Annotated in this window: 14 protein-coding genes; 11 read left to right on the top strand and 3 right to left on the bottom strand. The window is 48.0% G+C overall.

Features of this window, described 5'->3' with window-relative positions; translation table 11 throughout:
* Positions 1–122 precede the first annotated feature (122 nt).
* Entirely contained in the window at positions 123–1,352 is a 1,230-nt protein-coding gene (locus tag I2I33_RS10050) for a mechanosensitive ion channel family protein (RefSeq protein ID WP_087420115.1), read from the bottom strand.
* Between the two features lie 249 nt (positions 1,353–1,601).
* Between I2I33_RS10050 and I2I33_RS10045 the strand changes: the two genes are divergently transcribed.
* The gene (locus I2I33_RS10045) at positions 1,602–2,849 is read left to right on the top strand and encodes a M43 family zinc metalloprotease (RefSeq protein WP_087420116.1); all 1,248 of its coding nucleotides are present in this window, start codon (positions 1,602–1,604) and stop codon (positions 2,847–2,849) included.
* Positions 2,850–2,871: 22 nt separating this feature from the next.
* Here the strand turns inward: I2I33_RS10045 and I2I33_RS10040 are convergent, their stop codons facing one another.
* A complete protein-coding gene (locus I2I33_RS10040) occupies positions 2,872–5,835 on the bottom strand; it encodes a PEP/pyruvate-binding domain-containing protein (RefSeq protein ID WP_087420117.1) in 2,964 nt (987 codons plus the stop codon).
* Positions 5,836–6,380: 545 nt separating this feature from the next.
* Between I2I33_RS10040 and I2I33_RS10035 the strand changes: the two genes are divergently transcribed.
* From I2I33_RS10035 to I2I33_RS10000, 8 genes are all read left to right on the top strand, one after another.
* Positions 6,381–6,734, top strand: a complete 354-nt coding sequence (locus I2I33_RS10035) for a hypothetical protein (protein ID WP_087420118.1) — start codon at positions 6,381–6,383, stop codon at positions 6,732–6,734.
* Between the two features lie 13 nt (positions 6,735–6,747).
* Positions 6,748–7,728, top strand: a complete 981-nt coding sequence (gene bioB / locus I2I33_RS10030; protein WP_229128259.1) for a biotin synthase BioB — start codon at positions 6,748–6,750, stop codon at positions 7,726–7,728.
* Positions 7,729–7,765: 37 nt separating this feature from the next.
* The gene (gene bioA, locus I2I33_RS10025) at positions 7,766–9,049 is read left to right on the top strand and encodes an adenosylmethionine--8-amino-7-oxononanoate transaminase (protein ID WP_087420119.1); all 1,284 of its coding nucleotides are present in this window, start codon (positions 7,766–7,768) and stop codon (positions 9,047–9,049) included.
* A gap of 58 nt (positions 9,050–9,107) precedes the next feature.
* Positions 9,108–10,265 carry an aminotransferase class I/II-fold pyridoxal phosphate-dependent enzyme gene (locus I2I33_RS10020; RefSeq protein WP_087420120.1) on the top strand — a complete coding sequence of 386 codons (1,158 nt, stop codon included), beginning with the start codon at positions 9,108–9,110 and terminating at the stop codon, positions 10,263–10,265.
* 151 nt (positions 10,266–10,416) lie between these two features.
* The gene (locus I2I33_RS10015; RefSeq protein WP_087420121.1) at positions 10,417–11,067 is read left to right on the top strand and encodes a DUF452 family protein; all 651 of its coding nucleotides are present in this window, start codon (positions 10,417–10,419) and stop codon (positions 11,065–11,067) included.
* Entirely contained in the window at positions 11,058–11,816 is a 759-nt protein-coding gene (gene bioC / locus I2I33_RS10010) for a malonyl-ACP O-methyltransferase BioC (RefSeq protein WP_087420122.1), read from the top strand. Before I2I33_RS10015 ends, bioC begins: the two co-directional genes overlap by 10 nt.
* Positions 11,817–11,983: 167 nt before the next feature.
* Positions 11,984–12,673, top strand: coding sequence for a dethiobiotin synthase (gene bioD / locus I2I33_RS10005; RefSeq protein WP_087420123.1), 690 nt, complete (start codon positions 11,984–11,986; stop codon positions 12,671–12,673).
* Positions 12,670–14,478, top strand: coding sequence for a peptidase U32 family protein (locus I2I33_RS10000; RefSeq protein WP_087420124.1), 1,809 nt, complete (start codon positions 12,670–12,672; stop codon positions 14,476–14,478). The genes bioD and I2I33_RS10000 overlap by 4 nt, the downstream gene beginning before the upstream one ends.
* Here the strand turns inward: I2I33_RS10000 and I2I33_RS09995 are convergent, their stop codons facing one another.
* The gene (locus I2I33_RS09995) at positions 14,479–14,799 is read right to left on the bottom strand and encodes a DMT family transporter (protein WP_195666800.1); all 321 of its coding nucleotides are present in this window, start codon (positions 14,797–14,799) and stop codon (positions 14,479–14,481) included.
* A gap of 109 nt (positions 14,800–14,908) precedes the next feature.
* On the opposite strand from I2I33_RS09995, the gene I2I33_RS09990 reads away from it, so the two are divergent.
* Together I2I33_RS09990 and I2I33_RS09985 are read left to right on the top strand one after the other, a co-directional pair.
* Positions 14,909–15,451 (top strand): Crp/Fnr family transcriptional regulator, encoded by a 543-nt coding sequence (locus I2I33_RS09990; protein WP_087420126.1) that lies wholly within the window; start codon positions 14,909–14,911, stop codon positions 15,449–15,451.
* 141 nt (positions 15,452–15,592) lie between these two features.
* Positions 15,593–16,774 (top strand): clostripain-related cysteine peptidase, encoded by a 1,182-nt coding sequence (locus I2I33_RS09985; RefSeq protein WP_087420127.1) that lies wholly within the window; start codon positions 15,593–15,595, stop codon positions 16,772–16,774.
* The last annotated feature ends 21 nt before the right edge of the window (positions 16,775–16,795 follow it).

Raw genomic sequence — 16,795 nt, 5'->3', positions numbered from 1 at the left:
TTTCAATTAAGGTAATTAATCATTCTGGAATTCAAATCGTTATAAAGAATTTACCAACTATTTTTGGCCACATGGCCAAAGTTGGAAGTCATTCACGGCTTCCAACTTTTAGTTTTTATCTTTTAGTTTTCCTGCATCCACTCCATGTTTGTCGGGTATTGGAACACTTTCAGTTTGAAAAGTGGGAGAATGGCAAACAAGTGGTCGAAAATGTCGGCTTGTACCCGTTCGTAGATTACCCATTGTTTTTGTGCCGAGAAACAATAGATTTCTAACGGGATGCCCGTCGGGGTGGGTTGTAGTTGCCGTACCATGTGGGTCATGTCGAGGTTAATGTTGGGATTGGCGGCAAGCCACGCCTCCATGTATTCCCGGAAAGTCCCGATGTTGGTCAGGCGGCGTTTGTCAAGCGGGTTTTCCACGCTGGCATTATATTCGTTCAGTTCCTTCATCTTGCCCTCTATGTAACTTTTGAGCAGTGCGGATTGTTTAAGGTTTTCAAGGTCTTCGTTCGTGAGGTAATGCACGGAATAGATGTCGATGTTGACGGATCGTTTAATGCGTCGTCCGCCGGATTCCTGCATTCCCCGCCAGTTGGTGAATGACTCGGAAACGAGCTTGTAAGTGGGGATCGTGGAGATGGTTTTGTCCCAATTTTGAACTTTCACTGTGGTGAGGTTGATCTCGATCACGTCACCATCTGCATTACTACTGGGCATGACAATCCAGTCACCGATGTTTACCATACGGTTGGAGATTAACTGTATTCCGGCCACGAACCCTAGAATAGAATCCTTGAATACCAGCATGAGGACAGCGGAGATGGCTCCCAGTCCGGCAAGTAGTGCAACGGGATCTTTATCGATCAGTATGCTGATCACGATGATGGTTGCGGCACAGTAGAAGAATATCTTGATCACTTGAATGAACACCTTGATCGGTCGGTCTTTGGCCATCGGGTAACTATCGTATATCCGGTTGATGCCGTCCAGTATGCTCGACACGATGAGTAGGAAGGAGAGTGTGATCCAGACATTGATCAGTTTCATGAGGAAGGCAAATTGAGTCCATTCGAATTCCTTGAATACGATTTGTATCACGATGGGGGCGATGAGAAGTCCCAGCCGGTTAAAGAATCGTTGATCGAGCATGAGATCATCCCAGTTCGTTGCCGTCCGTTTGGTCAGTTTTAGTACGATACGTGCTAGCCATTGGCGGGTAAGCACGTGGATAATCCAGTTGATGATACCGATAATCACAAGCAGGGCCATGAAGTAGATGATGTCGGAAATACTTTCCGAGTAAATACCCAAATGCTGTAAGCCTGCTTGAATGTAATTTTCAATCGTCATGTTTCAAATATTTTAGTTGGTTTAACGCATGGACAAAATTAATAATTTTAACCTGATATATAGAATTTACTGCCATTTTGGATTATTTTATTTCGAGGAATAGCTTTGAAAGGGAGGTTTGGGAACTCCGACTCGTGGCGGGGATGGAGTGTGAGTTGATTTCTGATTATTTTGTTTAATTTTGTCACGAGAGGATATGTTTTTTGCGTGGGGATTCGGCTGGAAGAAATATTATAAAAAGTAAAGTATATGAGGCTGAATCGTGGATTATCATGTTTATTATTTCTGGGAGTGTTGGCGTTTTCAGGGTGTAGTGACGATAAGTGGGAAGGATTGAAGGTATTCGACGGGACTTTCTTCGAGATCGGGAGTGAGGGGGAACAGTTGCGAATTCTCGTACGGAGCAGTTCGGAATGGGTGGTTACCGGGAACTGGGGAAAGTGGTGCGAGATACGGCAGGAGAGTGGAGAGAAAGTTGATACGCTGGTGCTGGACGTGGGAGTAAATATCGCCCGGCAGGAACGGGGGATGTCGCTGGAATTGAGTAACCGGGAGGAAACGTTGGAGATCGAGTTACGACAGGCGGCTGCCACGGAAGAGTATGAATACGTGTTGCCCGTGATCTTTCACGTGCTTTATCGTGTCCCGGAGGATGATGTTCCGGTTGGTTATTTATCGTCTTGTCTCGAACGGGTAAACGAGTTGTACAGGGATGGCCCGGTGGATATGAACCTGAAATTCGTGTTGGCAACTCACGATCCTAACGGGCAATTATTGGAGGAGCCGGGAGTTCGTCGTGAGTTTCGGGAAGGGTTACCGATGGATATGTTTGATTTTGTTGGTAATAAGTTCGGGGATTGTGCTTGGATATGGGATCCGAAGGAGTATATTAATGTTGTGATATTCGATTCAAAAAGTATTCCTTCAGGCTGTGCGCATTTTCCTTACTTACCGGAGAGTGTGGTTTTACCGGGTGTCTTATTTTCTGATTGGTATGCCGACCATCTACCCGATGCCCACGTTCATTGTGTGGCGTGGAATCGTTCCCATATGTTTTCAAGGTACGAGCTGCTGGGTGTGATTTTCGATTATGACGTGTTTACTTTGGCTCACGAGATGGGGCATTACTTGGGACTGTTACATCCCTTCGTGGATGGTAAAGGGAATTTTGGGGATTATTGTGATGACACGCCGGATTATTGTGTAAATGGGTATGAAACGTTTTTGAGTGAACTGGATGAAACCTTCTCTTACAGTGATGATAATTACCGGAAAGTTATTCAACGGGTGGCGTTGAACGGAAGGGTATTCATAGCCGATAATATTATGGACTACGAGTTTGGTTATTTGGATCGTTTTACACTTGAGCAGAGGAAGAGAGTTCGGACCGTGCTGGAAAACGCTTGGTTATTACCGGGCCCGAAGATCGAGGTGGAACCACGGGCCCGAAGTGGGAAGAAGGCCGTGAAACCGTCGGTACCGAAACCGGTAAGTTAGCGGTTGGACAGCCCCTTTATGACTAATACGTAACCACCGACGTTTGTTTCTTCCCGTCCATCCACACGGTCAGTGGAGCCTTGAATCGCACATGGCGGGAGTATTTAAACTCCTCGATGACATCTTGTTGTCGGAGGATGTCAAAGTTGATGAAGGCATCTGCGGACTGGAAGGGGATAGCGAAGTAACCCACTTTCATGGAGGTGACATTATGGAAGAAGTGTGAGCCTAGGGAGGCATCCAGCGGGAAATCGGGAAGTCCTTGCTCCACGATGACTTTGGCATTGGCTATGTCGGACCATTGTACGGGTATCCCGGTGAGCGGATCGCGTGTACCCCAGCGTCCCGGTCCGATGAGCAGGTACTTGTCGCCTTCCCGGGCGATCTGCGAGTTGTGGCGTTTGATCTCCTCGGCTATTTCCTCGGTACGTAGTCGGTCAAATTTGTCGGGATCGACGTACACGACATCCCGGATGTATTGCAATTTTCCGTTCCCCATTCCTTTATCAGCCTTTAACAGCACGTGGGTCGGGTCGATGGACAGGTCGTCGATGTCGATGTTATACTCGTTTTTGATCAGCGGTTTGATCTGCAAGAGGTAGAAGACGGGCGTGCCGTTTTCGAAATTAACAGAAAACTCGATCTCGACGGGAGATCCCATGGCTTGCGAGAAGATGTTCAGCAGGATTTGCAAGGTAGGTGCCAGCGGGAAATAGTCGTACTGGAGTATTTTGGAAAAGTCCACGATGCGGGGGCCCTTGACGGAAAAGTCATAGGTAATCTGGTCGTTCATGAAGTCATAGACGGAGGCGGTGTATTCTAGCGTACCGTCACGTTCGGCCTCCGAGATGTCATACGCTTTGATAGCGGCATTTTCCCCGTCCCGGTAGAGGTCGTAATCCTGTGCGAGCATATTCACGCCGTAGAAGTAGCGTTGCGATGCCTTGATTTTGTCCTGCGTGGAGGCCAGTTGCAACTTGGGATAGGCGGGACTAAAACGATGCGTCTTTTCACCGCCCACAACGTAAGCACCCAACCCGATGGCAGTGACGGCGAACCCGTCTTCCGGTTGGATATAGGAGAAGGGGTAAAAGTTGTAAGATTGGGCCACGCCGCTGATTTCGGGGTAATATCGTCCGTTATGCTCGTTACCGATGACTTCCTGTATGATTACGGCCATTTTCTCTTCCTCGATCATGTAGTCGATAGCGTTGAAGTATGCCCGGGATTCCGGCGAGTAGATGGAGGCGAATACGAGCTTGATGGCATTCTCGACATCCTCCAGCCGACGCTCGAAGTCCGGGTGGTTGTTGGGGAGCAGGTAGGTGGAATAGACCCCGGCAAACGGTTGATTGAGCGAGTCCTCGAAAAGTCCGGAGGAACGCACGGCTAGCGGTTTAGTCATGACCTGAAGGTACTTCCGCAGGTTGTCACGCAACTTTTCGGAGAGGCGTGCGGTGCGGAAGGCCTCCAGAACGTGATCATATTCTTTGTCCTCGAAGATGACGTCGTAGAGGTTGTTGGTCTCTAGGAAGTTGTCGAATTCATCCACGCCGATAACGGCTGTCTTGGGGATAGCCACGCGTAGGTTGGGGATGAGTTTCTTGAGGTAAACATTCTCGATGAAGTTGGAGAGGAATGCCAATCCTCGCCCCTTGCCACCGAGCGATCCGTCACCGAGCAGGGTGATGTAGCGGTTGGAGTTCACGAGTTTCGGGTTGAACTTGATGATGCGTCCCCGTAGTTTCTTGAGTTTCGATGCCTCGAAAACGTTCGCTATGAAACGGCGTATTTCGTCCGGGCTTTTGAAGTAACTGAAACTGTAGCGGCGTAGTTTTTTCGCCAGGTTGATTTCGGCTCGTGCCATGAGCCATGTGGAGATTCCGTTGCGAATAGCGTGGTATTCCAGTGATTCATCGGGGATGGTCATGAGTTTCTGGCGGAATTCCTCGATATTGTGTGCCCGGTCGATGACCTTTCCATTGTGGTCCCGGAAGATGAAATCTCCGAAACCGAGTTGGTTTTTGATGAAGTCCTGTATTTCCCGTGCTAGCGTGAGAGAGTTCTTGTTGATGAAATGGGCGTTCACTTCCCGTGCCCGGCGCTCGTTGTCGGCTTCGTGACTTTGGAGTAGGCAAGGAATCTTGTTGTCAAGTTGCTGCACGTATTTTATGAGACTGACCCCGGCGTCCTCGTCTTCCATGCCGTTGTGGGCGTAGCGGACGTCGGAGATGACACCGATAATGTTGTTGCGATATTTGTTGATGATGCCCACGGCATCCTCGAAGTTACTGACAAGGATCAGTTTCGGGCGCACCCGCATCCGGAGGATCACGCCCATCTCGTCGTTGGAGGGTTCCTCGGCGATGATGGCCTGCGTCTGGCTCATGATCTCGGTGTAGAGTAGGGGCAAATAGCGGGAATAATACTTTACAGAGTCCTCGACGACGAGGATAACCCGCACGTCGCCCAGCTTGGTATCGGCTTCTAGGTTAATCTTGTCCTCTAGGTATTTGGCCATGGCGAGGAACACTTTCGTGGAACCGTTCCACACGAATACCCGCTCGATGGATTCGCTGATCTCTTTTTCAGAACTCAGCAGGTAAGAGAGGTCCGCGTTATTGTTGACCAGCATGAGCTGGCAGATGTCGGGGTAGAGTTCTTTGATGTGACGGCTGGTGAGGATGGGGGTTTCTTTGTCCAATCCTGCCATGATGATGATCAAGTCGAAATGGCGTTTTTTCAACTCGTGCAAGGCTCCTTCCTCGTTTGCCACGGAGGTGAAACGGGGAGCGGCGAAAAGGTTCAGTTGGAGATATTCACCGAATATCTTCCCGGAGAATTGTCCTTCCCGTTCGATGGTGTAGGAGTCGTAGTAGTTGGCGATGAGCAGGATTTCTTTAACCTTGAAGGGCATGAGTTCCTGGAAAATGTCGCGGTCACTCTTTTTCCGCTTGTATATTTTATTCAAGTCTATTTTTTCCATGATGTTTTGTTTTGTACAAAGCTAAAGATTTGTTGGCGGAATGGCAAGAGAAAATAAGATAGGATTTACGATTTATGTTTCATAGCCACGATCGTTTAAATTGACATTCGGTTGAAAATGATAAACAAAAATGCAGCCGTATAGCTATATTTTGTAAAAATATTTGTATATTTGACAAATCGTTATATGAAAATCTATCGTCGAGATGACGAAAGCGAAAAACGGGCCCCCCGGGATTTCATATTCTCCCGGGGGATTTACAAGAGGAAAGATAATTATAATATACTTAACCTGAACTTAAGTTTCGCGCTACATATTTTTATGACGAAAAGATGGATTTTTATATATTGATGCGCGATTTCCCGGGTGGCATTGGTCACCCGGTCTTTTTATATTTTTATTAGGAGTAGTTTGTCATGATCCTGCTCATGCGTGGAGTCGGAGTACATGGAATTATCCGCGGGAGAAATACACGAATTTATTCCTCCAATTAACAAAGATTTTTATTAACTTGCGACGTTTTATTGTAATGGAAACATTTTGATATGAATAAACGTGCCATGCGATCCGGTTTGATGTTGTGTTTTTCCCGTTGGAACAGGAAAGGATACGCTATTTTCGCCTCACTGGGACGGAATGTTCGGATCGGGCGGCTGGCTATTCATATTTGCGAAATGTCATTACAGAAATCGTCGAGGAAGGGCGTGATCGTGATGCTGGCGGAAGTGTTCGAGCGGTTGGAGAGGTCGTTCGAAGGGTATGTGGAGAAGGTGAAACGAGCGGGGTTCAAGCTATTGCCGACTCGTACGGGTATGGAGGATGTCTTCATTAATTCTTATCATAATTTGAAATTTGAAGGTATTCCTGTCCTTGGACAGGGTACCTTTTTTATTTTTTAACAGGAAACAGGAAATGAAAGAAGAAAATATTATAGAGGAATTAAAGCGAAAGGTGGAAGAGGGGGGACAGGTTACTCGGGAAGAGGCGTTGGCCTTGTCACGGGTGGAAGATAAGAAGGCTTTGTACGAGGCGGCCGGGGCTATTCGGGATCGTTTTGCCGGGCGGTATTTTGACACTTGCTCGATCGTGAACGCCCGTTCGGGACGTTGTTCCGAGAATTGTAAGTGGTGTGCGCAGTCGGCCGTGTTCAAAACGCACGTGCAGGAGTACGAGCTGATTGACGAGGAGAGCTGCATGGAGCTGGCTCGGCTGAATGCCAAGTACGGGGTGAACAAGTTTTCGTTCGTCACGAGCGGGCGTTCCTTGTCGGATAAGAATATTGACAAGTTGTGCGAGTATGCCGTGAAGATCAAGCAGGAGATGAAGATTAACCTTTGCGCTTCCATGGGGTTACTGACGAGAGAGCAATTGAAAAGACTGAAAGATGCGGGTATAACCCGCTATCATTGTAACTTGGAAACGTCCCGCCGCTATTTCTCTGCTCTTTGCACGTCCCACACGACGGATGAGAAGATCGAGACGATCCGCCATGCGCTTGAGCTGGGGATGGAAGTGTGTTCCGGGGGTATCATCGGCATGGGCGAGACGATGGAAGATCGCGTGGACTTGGCGCTGACGGTACGGGAGTTGGGCGTGAAATCTATCCCGATGAACGTGCTGAACCCGATTCCGGGTACCCCGCTGGAAGGAGCGGCACCACTCGCGGACGAGGAGGTGCTGACGACGGTGGCTGTTTTCCGTTTCATCCATCCTGATGCCTTCCTGCGCTTTGCCGGGGGACGGGCGCTGATCGCTCATATCGAGGAAGATGCTATCCGGGCTGGGATTAACTCGGCTATCGTGGGTGATCTTCTGACCACGATCGGCTCGAAGGTGATAGAGGATATGGAGAAGGTGAAAAGACTAGGCTTTACGACAGAAGATAATCTTTAACTTTTAGTTTTTAACTTATAACTTTTAACTTTATAAAGTGGACACGGCAGAATTATTGAAGTTTGACAGGGAGCATTTGTGGCATCCCTACACGTCAACGGTTAACCCACTTCCGGTTTACCCGGTGAAGAGGGCAGAAGGTGTGTATATTGAACTGGAGGACGGAACACGTCTGATTGACGGAATGTCCTCGTGGTGGTGCGTGGTACACGGGTATAATCACCCGGCTATTAACGCTGCTATTGAAGAGCAATTAAAGAGTATGTCACACGTCATGTTCGGAGGGCTGACACATCGTCCTGCGGTGGAACTGGCGGAGAAACTGGTGGAATTGGCCCCCGATGGGATAGACAAGGTATTCTATTGTGATTCCGGCTCGGTGGCCGTGGAAGTGGCGATGAAGATGGCCCTACAATATTGGTACGCTGCCGGGAGAGACGATAAACGCCATTTTCTGACGATCACGAAGGGATACCACGGGGATACGTGGAATGCCATGTCCGTGTGTGACCCCGTGACGGGGATGCATAATATATTCCGGGGATCACTGCCCATGCAGTATTTTATTCACCGACCGGAAGCCCGTTACGGGGAGCCTTGCCTACCGGAGCATATTGAAGAACTGAAACAAAGCCTGCGGAATAACCACAACCGTATTGCTGCCGTGATACTGGAACCTATTGTGCAGGGAGCCGGGGGTATGTGGTTTTACTCGGCGGATTATTTGTGGCAGGTGCGGGAGTTGTGTAACGATTACGACGTGTTGCTGGTTTGTGACGAGATCGCCACCGGTTTCGGGCGCACGGGTAAGATGTGGGGAGTGGATCATGCGGGTATCGTGCCGGACATCATGTGTGTAGGGAAAGCGATTACGGGCGGGTACATGAGTTTTGCTGCCACGATGGCGACGGAGAGAGTAGCTACCCAGATTTGCGCGAAAGATCCCGGTGTGTTCATGCACGGTCCTACCTTCATGGGTAATCCGCTGGCTTGTGCTGCGGCAAATGCCTCGTTGGATCTGATCAGGAGTTACGATTTGACAAACATGATCGGGCATATTCAAGACCAGTTGGAAAGAGAGCTTGCCCCGGCTCGGGAATTCCCGAACGTGGCGGACGTGCGGGTGTTGGGCGCTATCGGCGTGGTGGAGATGAAGGAACCCGTGAACATGGGGCTGATTCAAGCCGCTTTCGTGAAAGAGGGCGTGTGGGTGCGTCCGTTCGGTAAGCTGGTGTATGTCATGCCGCCTTTCATCATCCGTGATTGGGAACTGCAAAGGCTGACATCCGCCTTGTTGCACGTGATTTCGTACTTGAAGTAATTGAAAATGCAAGGACTTGTAACTTGCTAACTTGTAACATTGCCGAAGGCAAAACACTATGAATAAAGAACGATATATTAATAAACTGAACAAGATAAAGGAATCAGGGAATTACCGGGTGCTGCGAGACGTGCAGCATAACGGTTTCCTGATACATTATAACGGACGGGAGATGTTGAATCTCTCGTCAAACGATTATTTGGGGTTGGCGTCGAACCCGGCGTTATACGAGGATTTTCGTAAGGAGACGGACGTGAAATTGTTGTCGTATAGTGCCGTGTCATCCCGCTTGCTATCGGGAAATCACGAGTATTATGGCCTGTTGGAGAATGATTTGAGCGATTTGTACGGGAAGGAGGCCGCCTTGGTGTTAAATTCCGGTTATCATGCAAATATCGGAATATTACCCGCATTAGCAGGGAAACGGGACTTGATCGTGGCAGATAAGCTGGTACACGCCAGTATTATCGACGGCTTGCGGTTGAGCGAGGCCGAGATGTTGCGTTACCGTCATTTAGATTACGAGCATTTACGGGAAATCCTGTTTAATCATCGGGAGGAGTACGAGAACGTGTTTATCGTGACGGAGTCAATCTTCAGCATGGATGGCGACGTGGCAGACTTGCAGGAGTTGTGTGATCTGAAGAGGGAATACGATACGTTCCTGTACGTGGATGAGGCGCACGCTGTCGGGGTTCGAGGTACGAACGGGCTGGGATGTTGCGAGGAGCAGGGCTGCATGGATGATATTGATTTTATCGTAGGTACTTTCGGGAAGGCATTTGCATCTTACGGGGCTTTCGTGGTTTGTGACGAGATGTTTCGGGATTTCTTGGTGAACACGCAGCGCAGTTTGATTTTCACCACGGCATTGCCTCCGGTAAACGTGGCATGGACACGTTTTATCCTTAACCGGATGCCGGATTTTTACTCTTATCGCATGAAACTGACAGGCATCGCCGAACGACTGCGAGCGACACTGGCAAACCGGGGATTCGAGACCCGGGGAGATTCTCATATCGTGCCTTTCTTGTGTGGAAGTAACGAGAATAGTGTTTATATGTCCGAGTTGTTCCAAGATAACGGTTTTTTCGTGTTGCCTGTGAGATACCCGACCGTGCCGAAGAACGAGGCTCGTATCCGGTTCTCGTTGAATGCAGCGATTCCGGAGGAGGATTATGATTGTTTGATGGAGTTTATAGAGGTTAGTTTATGAGTTCATAAAGTTTATAAGGTTTATAAAGTAGTGGACCCCTGCGGGGCGCTTTGTTGGGCAGCTGGGGCTGCCGGTAAATATTGTCCGAAGGACACCCGTCACTTTATGAACTTTATAAACCTTACGAACTTTATGAACCCAATTAAGTATTATGAAAAGGAAATGGATTACTAAAGAGGGAAACCGGGTGCTCACGTTATTTTTTTGCGGTTGGGGTATGGATGAACGTACTGTGCAACACGTGAGGAGGATGGGTGATTTGCTTTTGTTCTACGATTACCGGGATATTTCCGGGGAGGATGCACCGGAGGTTGAGGGGTACGAGAGTGTCCGGGTCGTGGCTTGGTCGATGGGTGTGTGGGCAGCATCGGTGTTATTGAGCCGTTGGAATATTCCTGTTTCCTGCCGGGTGGCTATCAACGGGACAGAACGCCCGGTGGATGAGCATTACGGGATTCATCCTAAGATATATTTGCTGACGGAACGAGGTATGACCGAACAAGGAAGAGACAAGTTCTTTGCCCGTATGCTTTCCGGGAAGGAAGAAATGGAACGTTTCGAGGAAAACAGGCCTTGCAGGGCTATTGATGAGCAAAGGGACGAATTGCGACTTATCCGGGAGCAGTCGGCACGGGAAATGCCCGAAATGCACTGGGACCGGGTCTATGTTTCCGAGGAGGATGTTATCTTCCCGGTGGAAAATCAACGGAATTGGTGGGGGAATCGTGTCGAGATTATTACGCTACCGGGGGGACATTACCCGTTTTACGTGTTAGATAATTGGGAAAAGATATGGAAATAAATAAAGAAGAGGTAGAACAGCGTTTTAGGCGGAGTCGGGTCAGTTACAATGACAATGCGCGAGTGCAGAAAATGGTCGTTGATCGGATGGTTCCCATGATTTTGTCATCCGTGGAGCGTGTGCCGGAGAAGATATTGGAGATCGGTTGCGGTACGGGTTTGTTGACCTCGCAACTGCAACGAACTTTTCCGAGTGACGGGTTGTACTTGAACGATCTGGTGGAGGAGTTGTGTTATCACGCGGCGACGGTTAATCATGTGCCGCTGAAGCATTGTTTCCCGGGGGATGTGGAGAAGTTGTTTTTGCCCCTTAGTTTTGATCTGATTGCTTCTGCGTCCACTTTTCAGTGGTTTACGACTCCGGAAGAAACGTTCAAGAAATTATCCAAGCGATTGGAGCAAAGGGGAGTGTTGGTGTTCAGTACCTTTGGGAAATTTAACTTGCGTGAAATTCGACTGACCACGGGGGGCGGGCTTGATTATCGGAATAAGGAAGAACTGGAAAAGATGCTGAAACCTTACTTCGAAATCGAATTGATAGAGGAAGAATTTCATATGCTTGAATTTGATACCCCGTTAGCGGTACTCCAACATCTGAAAAAGACGGGGGTGAATGTTTCGGGTGATTCGACAATCTGGACGAAAGGACGGGTGGATGCCTTTATCAAGGACTATAACGCCCGCTTTGCCATTGACGGAAAGGTTGCCCTAACTTACCATCCGCTTTATTTTGTGTGCAGGAGGAAATGAAGCTAAAAGTTAAAAGCTAAAAACTAAAAGTGGAGAGTGGAAAGATTCAGTGATTGCCGATTCAATGATTAGGTGATTAAAAAGAGCGTCGCGTAGAGGGTGGGAATCACTAAATCGGAAATCACTAAATCAAGAAATTAGTAGGATCTAAAATCATTAAATCTAAAATCAATAAGGTGGTATATTTTGTAAGTGGAATAGATACAGATGCCGGAAAGTCGGTGGTGACCGGGTTACTGGCTCGCTCTTTGAGAAAGAGAGGGGTAAACGTGATTACCCAGAAGTTTATACAGACGGGATGGGTCGGTATATCAGAGGATATTCTGAAACACCGGGAGATTATGGGAATCGAACCGCAACCTGTGGATAAGGACGGGACGACGTGTCCTTACGTGATGACGTATCCGGCCTCGCCTCATTTGGCGGCGGAGATTGATAAGGTGACGCTGGACATGGAGCGGATTACGGTTTCAACCCGTAAACTGGATGCTTTGTACGATATGGTGTTGCTGGAGGGAGCCGGGGGACTGTACGTGCCTGTTACTAGGGATTATTTCACGATAGATTATATTCAGGAGCATGATTATCCTTTGATTCTCGTGGCGTCTTCCAAACTGGGAAGTATTAACCACACGCTGATGAGCCTAGAGCTTTGCCGTATGCGGGGAATTAAGGTGGCGTGTCTCGTGTACAATCGTTTCCCGAATGATAGTGAGTGGATCACGAATGATTCGATTACGATATTCAAACATTACTTGGAACAATATTTCCCGTCGACAGCGTTGATTGAGGTTCCCGTGGTACACGGAACCGATTATCCGGACGTGGATGTCAGTGCGTTGGAGGGTAGAAGATGAGAAGAGTGGAACTACTTTCCCCGGCAAAGAATGTTGATGTGGCGATTGCCGCTATCAATAACGGTGCGGATGCTGTGTATATCGGCGGTCCGGCTTTCGGTGCCCGGAAAGCGGTAGGGAACAGTCTGGAGGACATTGAGAAGGCCGTATGCTATGCACATCGGTTTTATTGCCGGGTATTTGTCACGCTGAACACGATTCTTTATGACGAGGAGTTGCCGGAGGTAGAACGATTGATTCACAGCCTGTACCGGATCGGTGTGGATGCTATTATCGTGCAGGACCCGGCCATACTGAAGTTGGATTTGCCACCGATAGCGTTGCACGCCAGCACACAGATGCATAATTATGATCTGGAGCGTATCAAGTTTCTCGATCGGTTAGGGTTCCAACGTATCGTGTTGGCGCGGGAATTGTCACTGGAACAATTACGGGAGATTCGCCGGGAAGTGAAAGCCGAGCTGGAGTATTTCGTTCACGGGGCCTTGTGTGTCAGTTTAAGCGGACAATGCTATATGTCACATTACTTGACGAAACGATCGGCTAACCGGGGCGAGTGTGCCCAAGCCTGCCGGATGCAGTGGACGGTGGAGGATGATGCGGGAAAGGTGGTGCTGAAGGATAAGTATGTACTTTCGCTGAAGGATTTGAACTTATCGGCTCATTTGTCGGAGTTGGTTGAAGTAGGCATTGATTCTTTCAAGATCGAGGGACGGTTGAAGGAGGCGGATTATGTGGCAAATGTCACGAATTATTATTCCGGTCGTCTGGATGAAATTGTGGCTCGTAATGAGGATTTGGCACGAGTGGGTGCCGGATACGTGAAGACCGGTTTCGAGGCCGATCCTGAGCGGAGTTTTAACCGGGGATACACGGACTACTTCTTCGTGCAGAGGAAAACGGGTATGGTGAACATGGATTCCCCGAAGTCGATGGGGAAGAAGGTGGCTATGGTGAAGCAAGTGAAGGGAAATCAGATGTGGGTGGAGTTGCTGGAACCCGTGCATAACGCTGATGGGTTGTGTTACTTTGATGGCCGGGAATTGCGGGGTGTGAAGGTGAACACGGCCGAGGGAAATCGTCTGACTTGTAACGAGAGATTGAACGTGAAACCGGGAACGTTGTTGTACCGGAATTATGACCACGAGTTTGTAACACGTCTTGCTAAAGGGACTTCTGTGCGGAAGATTAAAGTGAAGGTTGACGTGTATGCGGAGGATGCCCGGCTGGTATTGGTAGCCACGGACGAGAATGGGGTTTCTGTGATGGTACGGAGTGACGAGACGTTCGAGGTGGCCACGAATCCTGTGCAGATGGAACGTGTGGTGGGGCAATTGCGGAAAAGCGGGGATACGGAGTACGATTGTTGCGAGGTGGAATATCACGATGAAACGGTGCTTTTCATTCCTTCTTCCGTGGTGAATGGCTATCGTCGGCAATTGCTGGATGCCTTGAGTCGGGAACGGGAGGAGCAACGGGAGAGGTGGGTGCAGGAGCCTTTGAACCGGGATGTGAAGTATACCGGGAGTGCCGACTGGCGGCTGAATGTGGTGAACCGTCTCGCGACAGAGTTCTATCGGGAGCATGGTGTGGAGACGGTTGAACCGGGATTCGAGAAGGAAAACAGGCGGAGTGGCCGGGAAGTAATGACTACCCGCTATTGCCTGTTGTTCGAGCTGGGGATGTGCCGTAAGACGGGGAAGGATAAGGCGTTGAAATTTCCGTTGTATCTTTCCAACAATTTGGGACGGTTCCGGCTTGAATTCGATTGTAAGAACTGTTTCATGAAGGTGTTATCTATTTAATTAATGCACTAGTTTCAGCCCGACAACTCCCGTCAGGATCAGGAACACGAAAAGGAGACGATATATGTTCGTCAAGTCATGGAAAAAGAAAATTCCCAATAGCACGGTACCGACTGCACCGATTCCGGTCCAGATGACGTATGCCGTGCCGATGGGGATGCTCTTTTGTGCCAGATAGAGCAGGAATCCGCTCAGCCCCATAGAGACCACGGAAAGGGCGATGAAGTGGTAGAAGTATTTCTCGTGTAATCCGGCAAGTTTAAAGCCGAGGGGCCAGCCGATTTCCAATAATCCGGCACATACCAGTAAAATCCATTGCATAGTTGTATTTATTAAGTGTTACGGGACAAAGTTAGGGCGACCGGGAGGGAAAATACTTGATAATTATCAAGAAGTCTGTATATTTGTTTTTATAATAATAGTATCTTGTATGATTGATGAAAACGTGTTGGAACGCTTGAAACCCTACCTGACGGAAGTGAGTTACCCGAAAGGGTATGTTTTGTTCAACAACGAGAAGTTGGAGAGAAATATCTACTTTATCAAGCGGGGGATCGCGAGGGCATTTGTTGAGGCTGATGGCCGGGAGGTCACGATCTGGTTCGGACAGGAGGGAGATGTGATTATATCTGCCAGGGGATACGTGTACGGGGAGAAAGGTTACGAGACTATGGTGCTTTTGGAAGATTCGGAACTCTACCGGGTGAGTGGGAAGGATTTACAGGATTTGTATTGTAACGATATTGTTATTTGTAACTGGGCAAGGCGATTGATTGAGCGGGAATTTGTGAGGACAGAACACCATCTGATTGCCAACCTCTCGGAACCTGCAGCCGATAGGTATATACAGTTATTGCGGGAAAAACCGGAGATACTGCGGCGGGTGCAGTTGCAGCATATTGCGTCTTTCTTGGGGATTTCCTCGGAACATCTGAGTCGGATTCGGGCGATCACTAAAAACAGAACGAAGTAACGAAAAGTTTCACGAACTGAAACTGTCCCGTTTTTTCCGTGTATGATTTTGTCAACCATGAAAGAAAGGCTTGATAAAATGGGAATATATCAGTGATTTTTACTATCTTGCACAAGTTTATGTAATTATTGTAAGGAAGTTATGCGAATTATTCAATATATCGGTGTGATTCTTTTCTTTTTCCTCGTGTCCTGCGAGAAAGATAACGTGGAACCACAGAAGACAAGGACGTTGATGGTTTACTTGGCAGGAGATAATAATCTTTCGGGGCATATGCAAAAGAATATCAGTTCCATGATGTCCGCTTGGAAGAAGAGTTATAACGCGAATATCGTGATCTATTTTGATGCTCCCAATGCTGCACCGGAGCTTTACACGTTCCGATTTAAAGGAAAAGAGGTGGAGAAACAAGTACTAAAAACGTATGAGGAGATGGATTCTGCGGATCCGGAAGTTCTGAAAAAGATATTGAATGAGATGCAGGATTTATACCCATCAGATTCGTATGGTTTAATTCTTGGTTCACATGCTTCAGGGTGGATTCCTTCAGGGGGATTTGGTCGGAGTAATCGGATGTTATATGCAGAGCCGGTGCTGACCCGGAGTTTCGGCACGGACTATACCGGGCCAAGCCAAATGGATACACGAGATATGGCAAAGGCAATTCCTTTCAATAAGGAGAATCTGGAATTTATCCTGTTCGATGCTTGTCTGATGTCTTCCATTGAAGTGCTTTATGATTTGCGGGACAAGGCTAAATACGTGATTGCCTCTCCGGCTGAACTTCCGGCACCGGGTTTCCCTTATAACCGGGTGATGCCTTATTTCTGGGGGAAGGGGAAGAATTTGGAAAAGGATTTGGTGAAAGTATGTGATGAATTTTGGGATTATTATAACACGTATAATGCCACTAATCGGTTTGGTACGATTGCTTTAATAAAGATGGATGGGATGGAGCATTTATTTGATCTTACTCGTGAGATCTTGCAAGGGAAGAAGGATTACGTGGCTGATATATATCAGAAAGCTGTTTATTGTTATCCTATGGTGGAATACTCCAAGTATGATAGATTTTTTGACTTGGGAGAATATATGAAGTATATGACTGAGGGAAGAGAAGGACTTTACAAGGAGTATCGTGATTTTTTGGATAATCAGGTTGTTATCTATAAAAATGTAACGAATCCATTTTATTATATATCAATACCGGAGGAAAAATTTAGCGGGATTGCAACTTACATACCACTCAGTATATGGCCTACCGAGACAAACGCTTATTGGGGATTTTCCTGGTCAGGTGTCTATGATGCGGTAACGGAATAAGTGAGATTATCCCTAATCCAG

Origin of the sequence: Butyricimonas sp. BSD2780061689_150309_C8, from assembly GCF_015560935.1 — a bacterium.
GTDB classification, from domain to species: Bacteria; Bacteroidota; Bacteroidia; order Bacteroidales; family Marinifilaceae; genus Butyricimonas; species Butyricimonas paravirosa.
The sequence above is the reverse complement of the archived record's forward strand: the minus strand, read 5'-3'. Positions and strand labels throughout refer to the sequence as shown.

What these genes read in the sequence shown, in the direction of transcription:
- I2I33_RS10015 (WP_087420121.1), top strand. Translation starts at nt 10,417, where the DNA reads ATGAAAAGGAAATGGATTACTAAAGAGGGAAACCGGGTGCTCACGTTA.
- I2I33_RS09990 (WP_087420126.1), top strand. Translation starts at nt 14,909, where the DNA reads ATGATTGATGAAAACGTGTTGGAACGCTTGAAACCCTACCTGACGGAA.
- I2I33_RS10035 (WP_087420118.1), top strand. Translation starts at nt 6,381, where the DNA reads ATGAATAAACGTGCCATGCGATCCGGTTTGATGTTGTGTTTTTCCCGT.
- I2I33_RS10045 (WP_087420116.1), top strand. Translation starts at nt 1,602, where the DNA reads ATGAGGCTGAATCGTGGATTATCATGTTTATTATTTCTGGGAGTGTTG.
- I2I33_RS10000 (WP_087420124.1), top strand. Translation starts at nt 12,670, where the DNA reads ATGAGAAGAGTGGAACTACTTTCCCCGGCAAAGAATGTTGATGTGGCG.
- bioB (WP_229128259.1), top strand. Translation starts at nt 6,748, where the DNA reads ATGAAAGAAGAAAATATTATAGAGGAATTAAAGCGAAAGGTGGAAGAG.
- I2I33_RS10020 (WP_087420120.1), top strand. Translation starts at nt 9,108, where the DNA reads ATGAATAAAGAACGATATATTAATAAACTGAACAAGATAAAGGAATCA.
- I2I33_RS09995 (WP_195666800.1), bottom strand. Translation starts at nt 14,799, where the DNA reads ATGCAATGGATTTTACTGGTATGTGCCGGATTATTGGAAATCGGCTGG.
- I2I33_RS10040 (WP_087420117.1), bottom strand. Translation starts at nt 5,835, where the DNA reads ATGGAAAAAATAGACTTGAATAAAATATACAAGCGGAAAAAGAGTGAC.
- I2I33_RS09985 (WP_087420127.1), top strand. Translation starts at nt 15,593, where the DNA reads ATGCGAATTATTCAATATATCGGTGTGATTCTTTTCTTTTTCCTCGTG.
- bioC (WP_087420122.1), top strand. Translation starts at nt 11,058, where the DNA reads ATGGAAATAAATAAAGAAGAGGTAGAACAGCGTTTTAGGCGGAGTCGG.
- I2I33_RS10050 (WP_087420115.1), bottom strand. Translation starts at nt 1,352, where the DNA reads ATGACGATTGAAAATTACATTCAAGCAGGCTTACAGCATTTGGGTATT.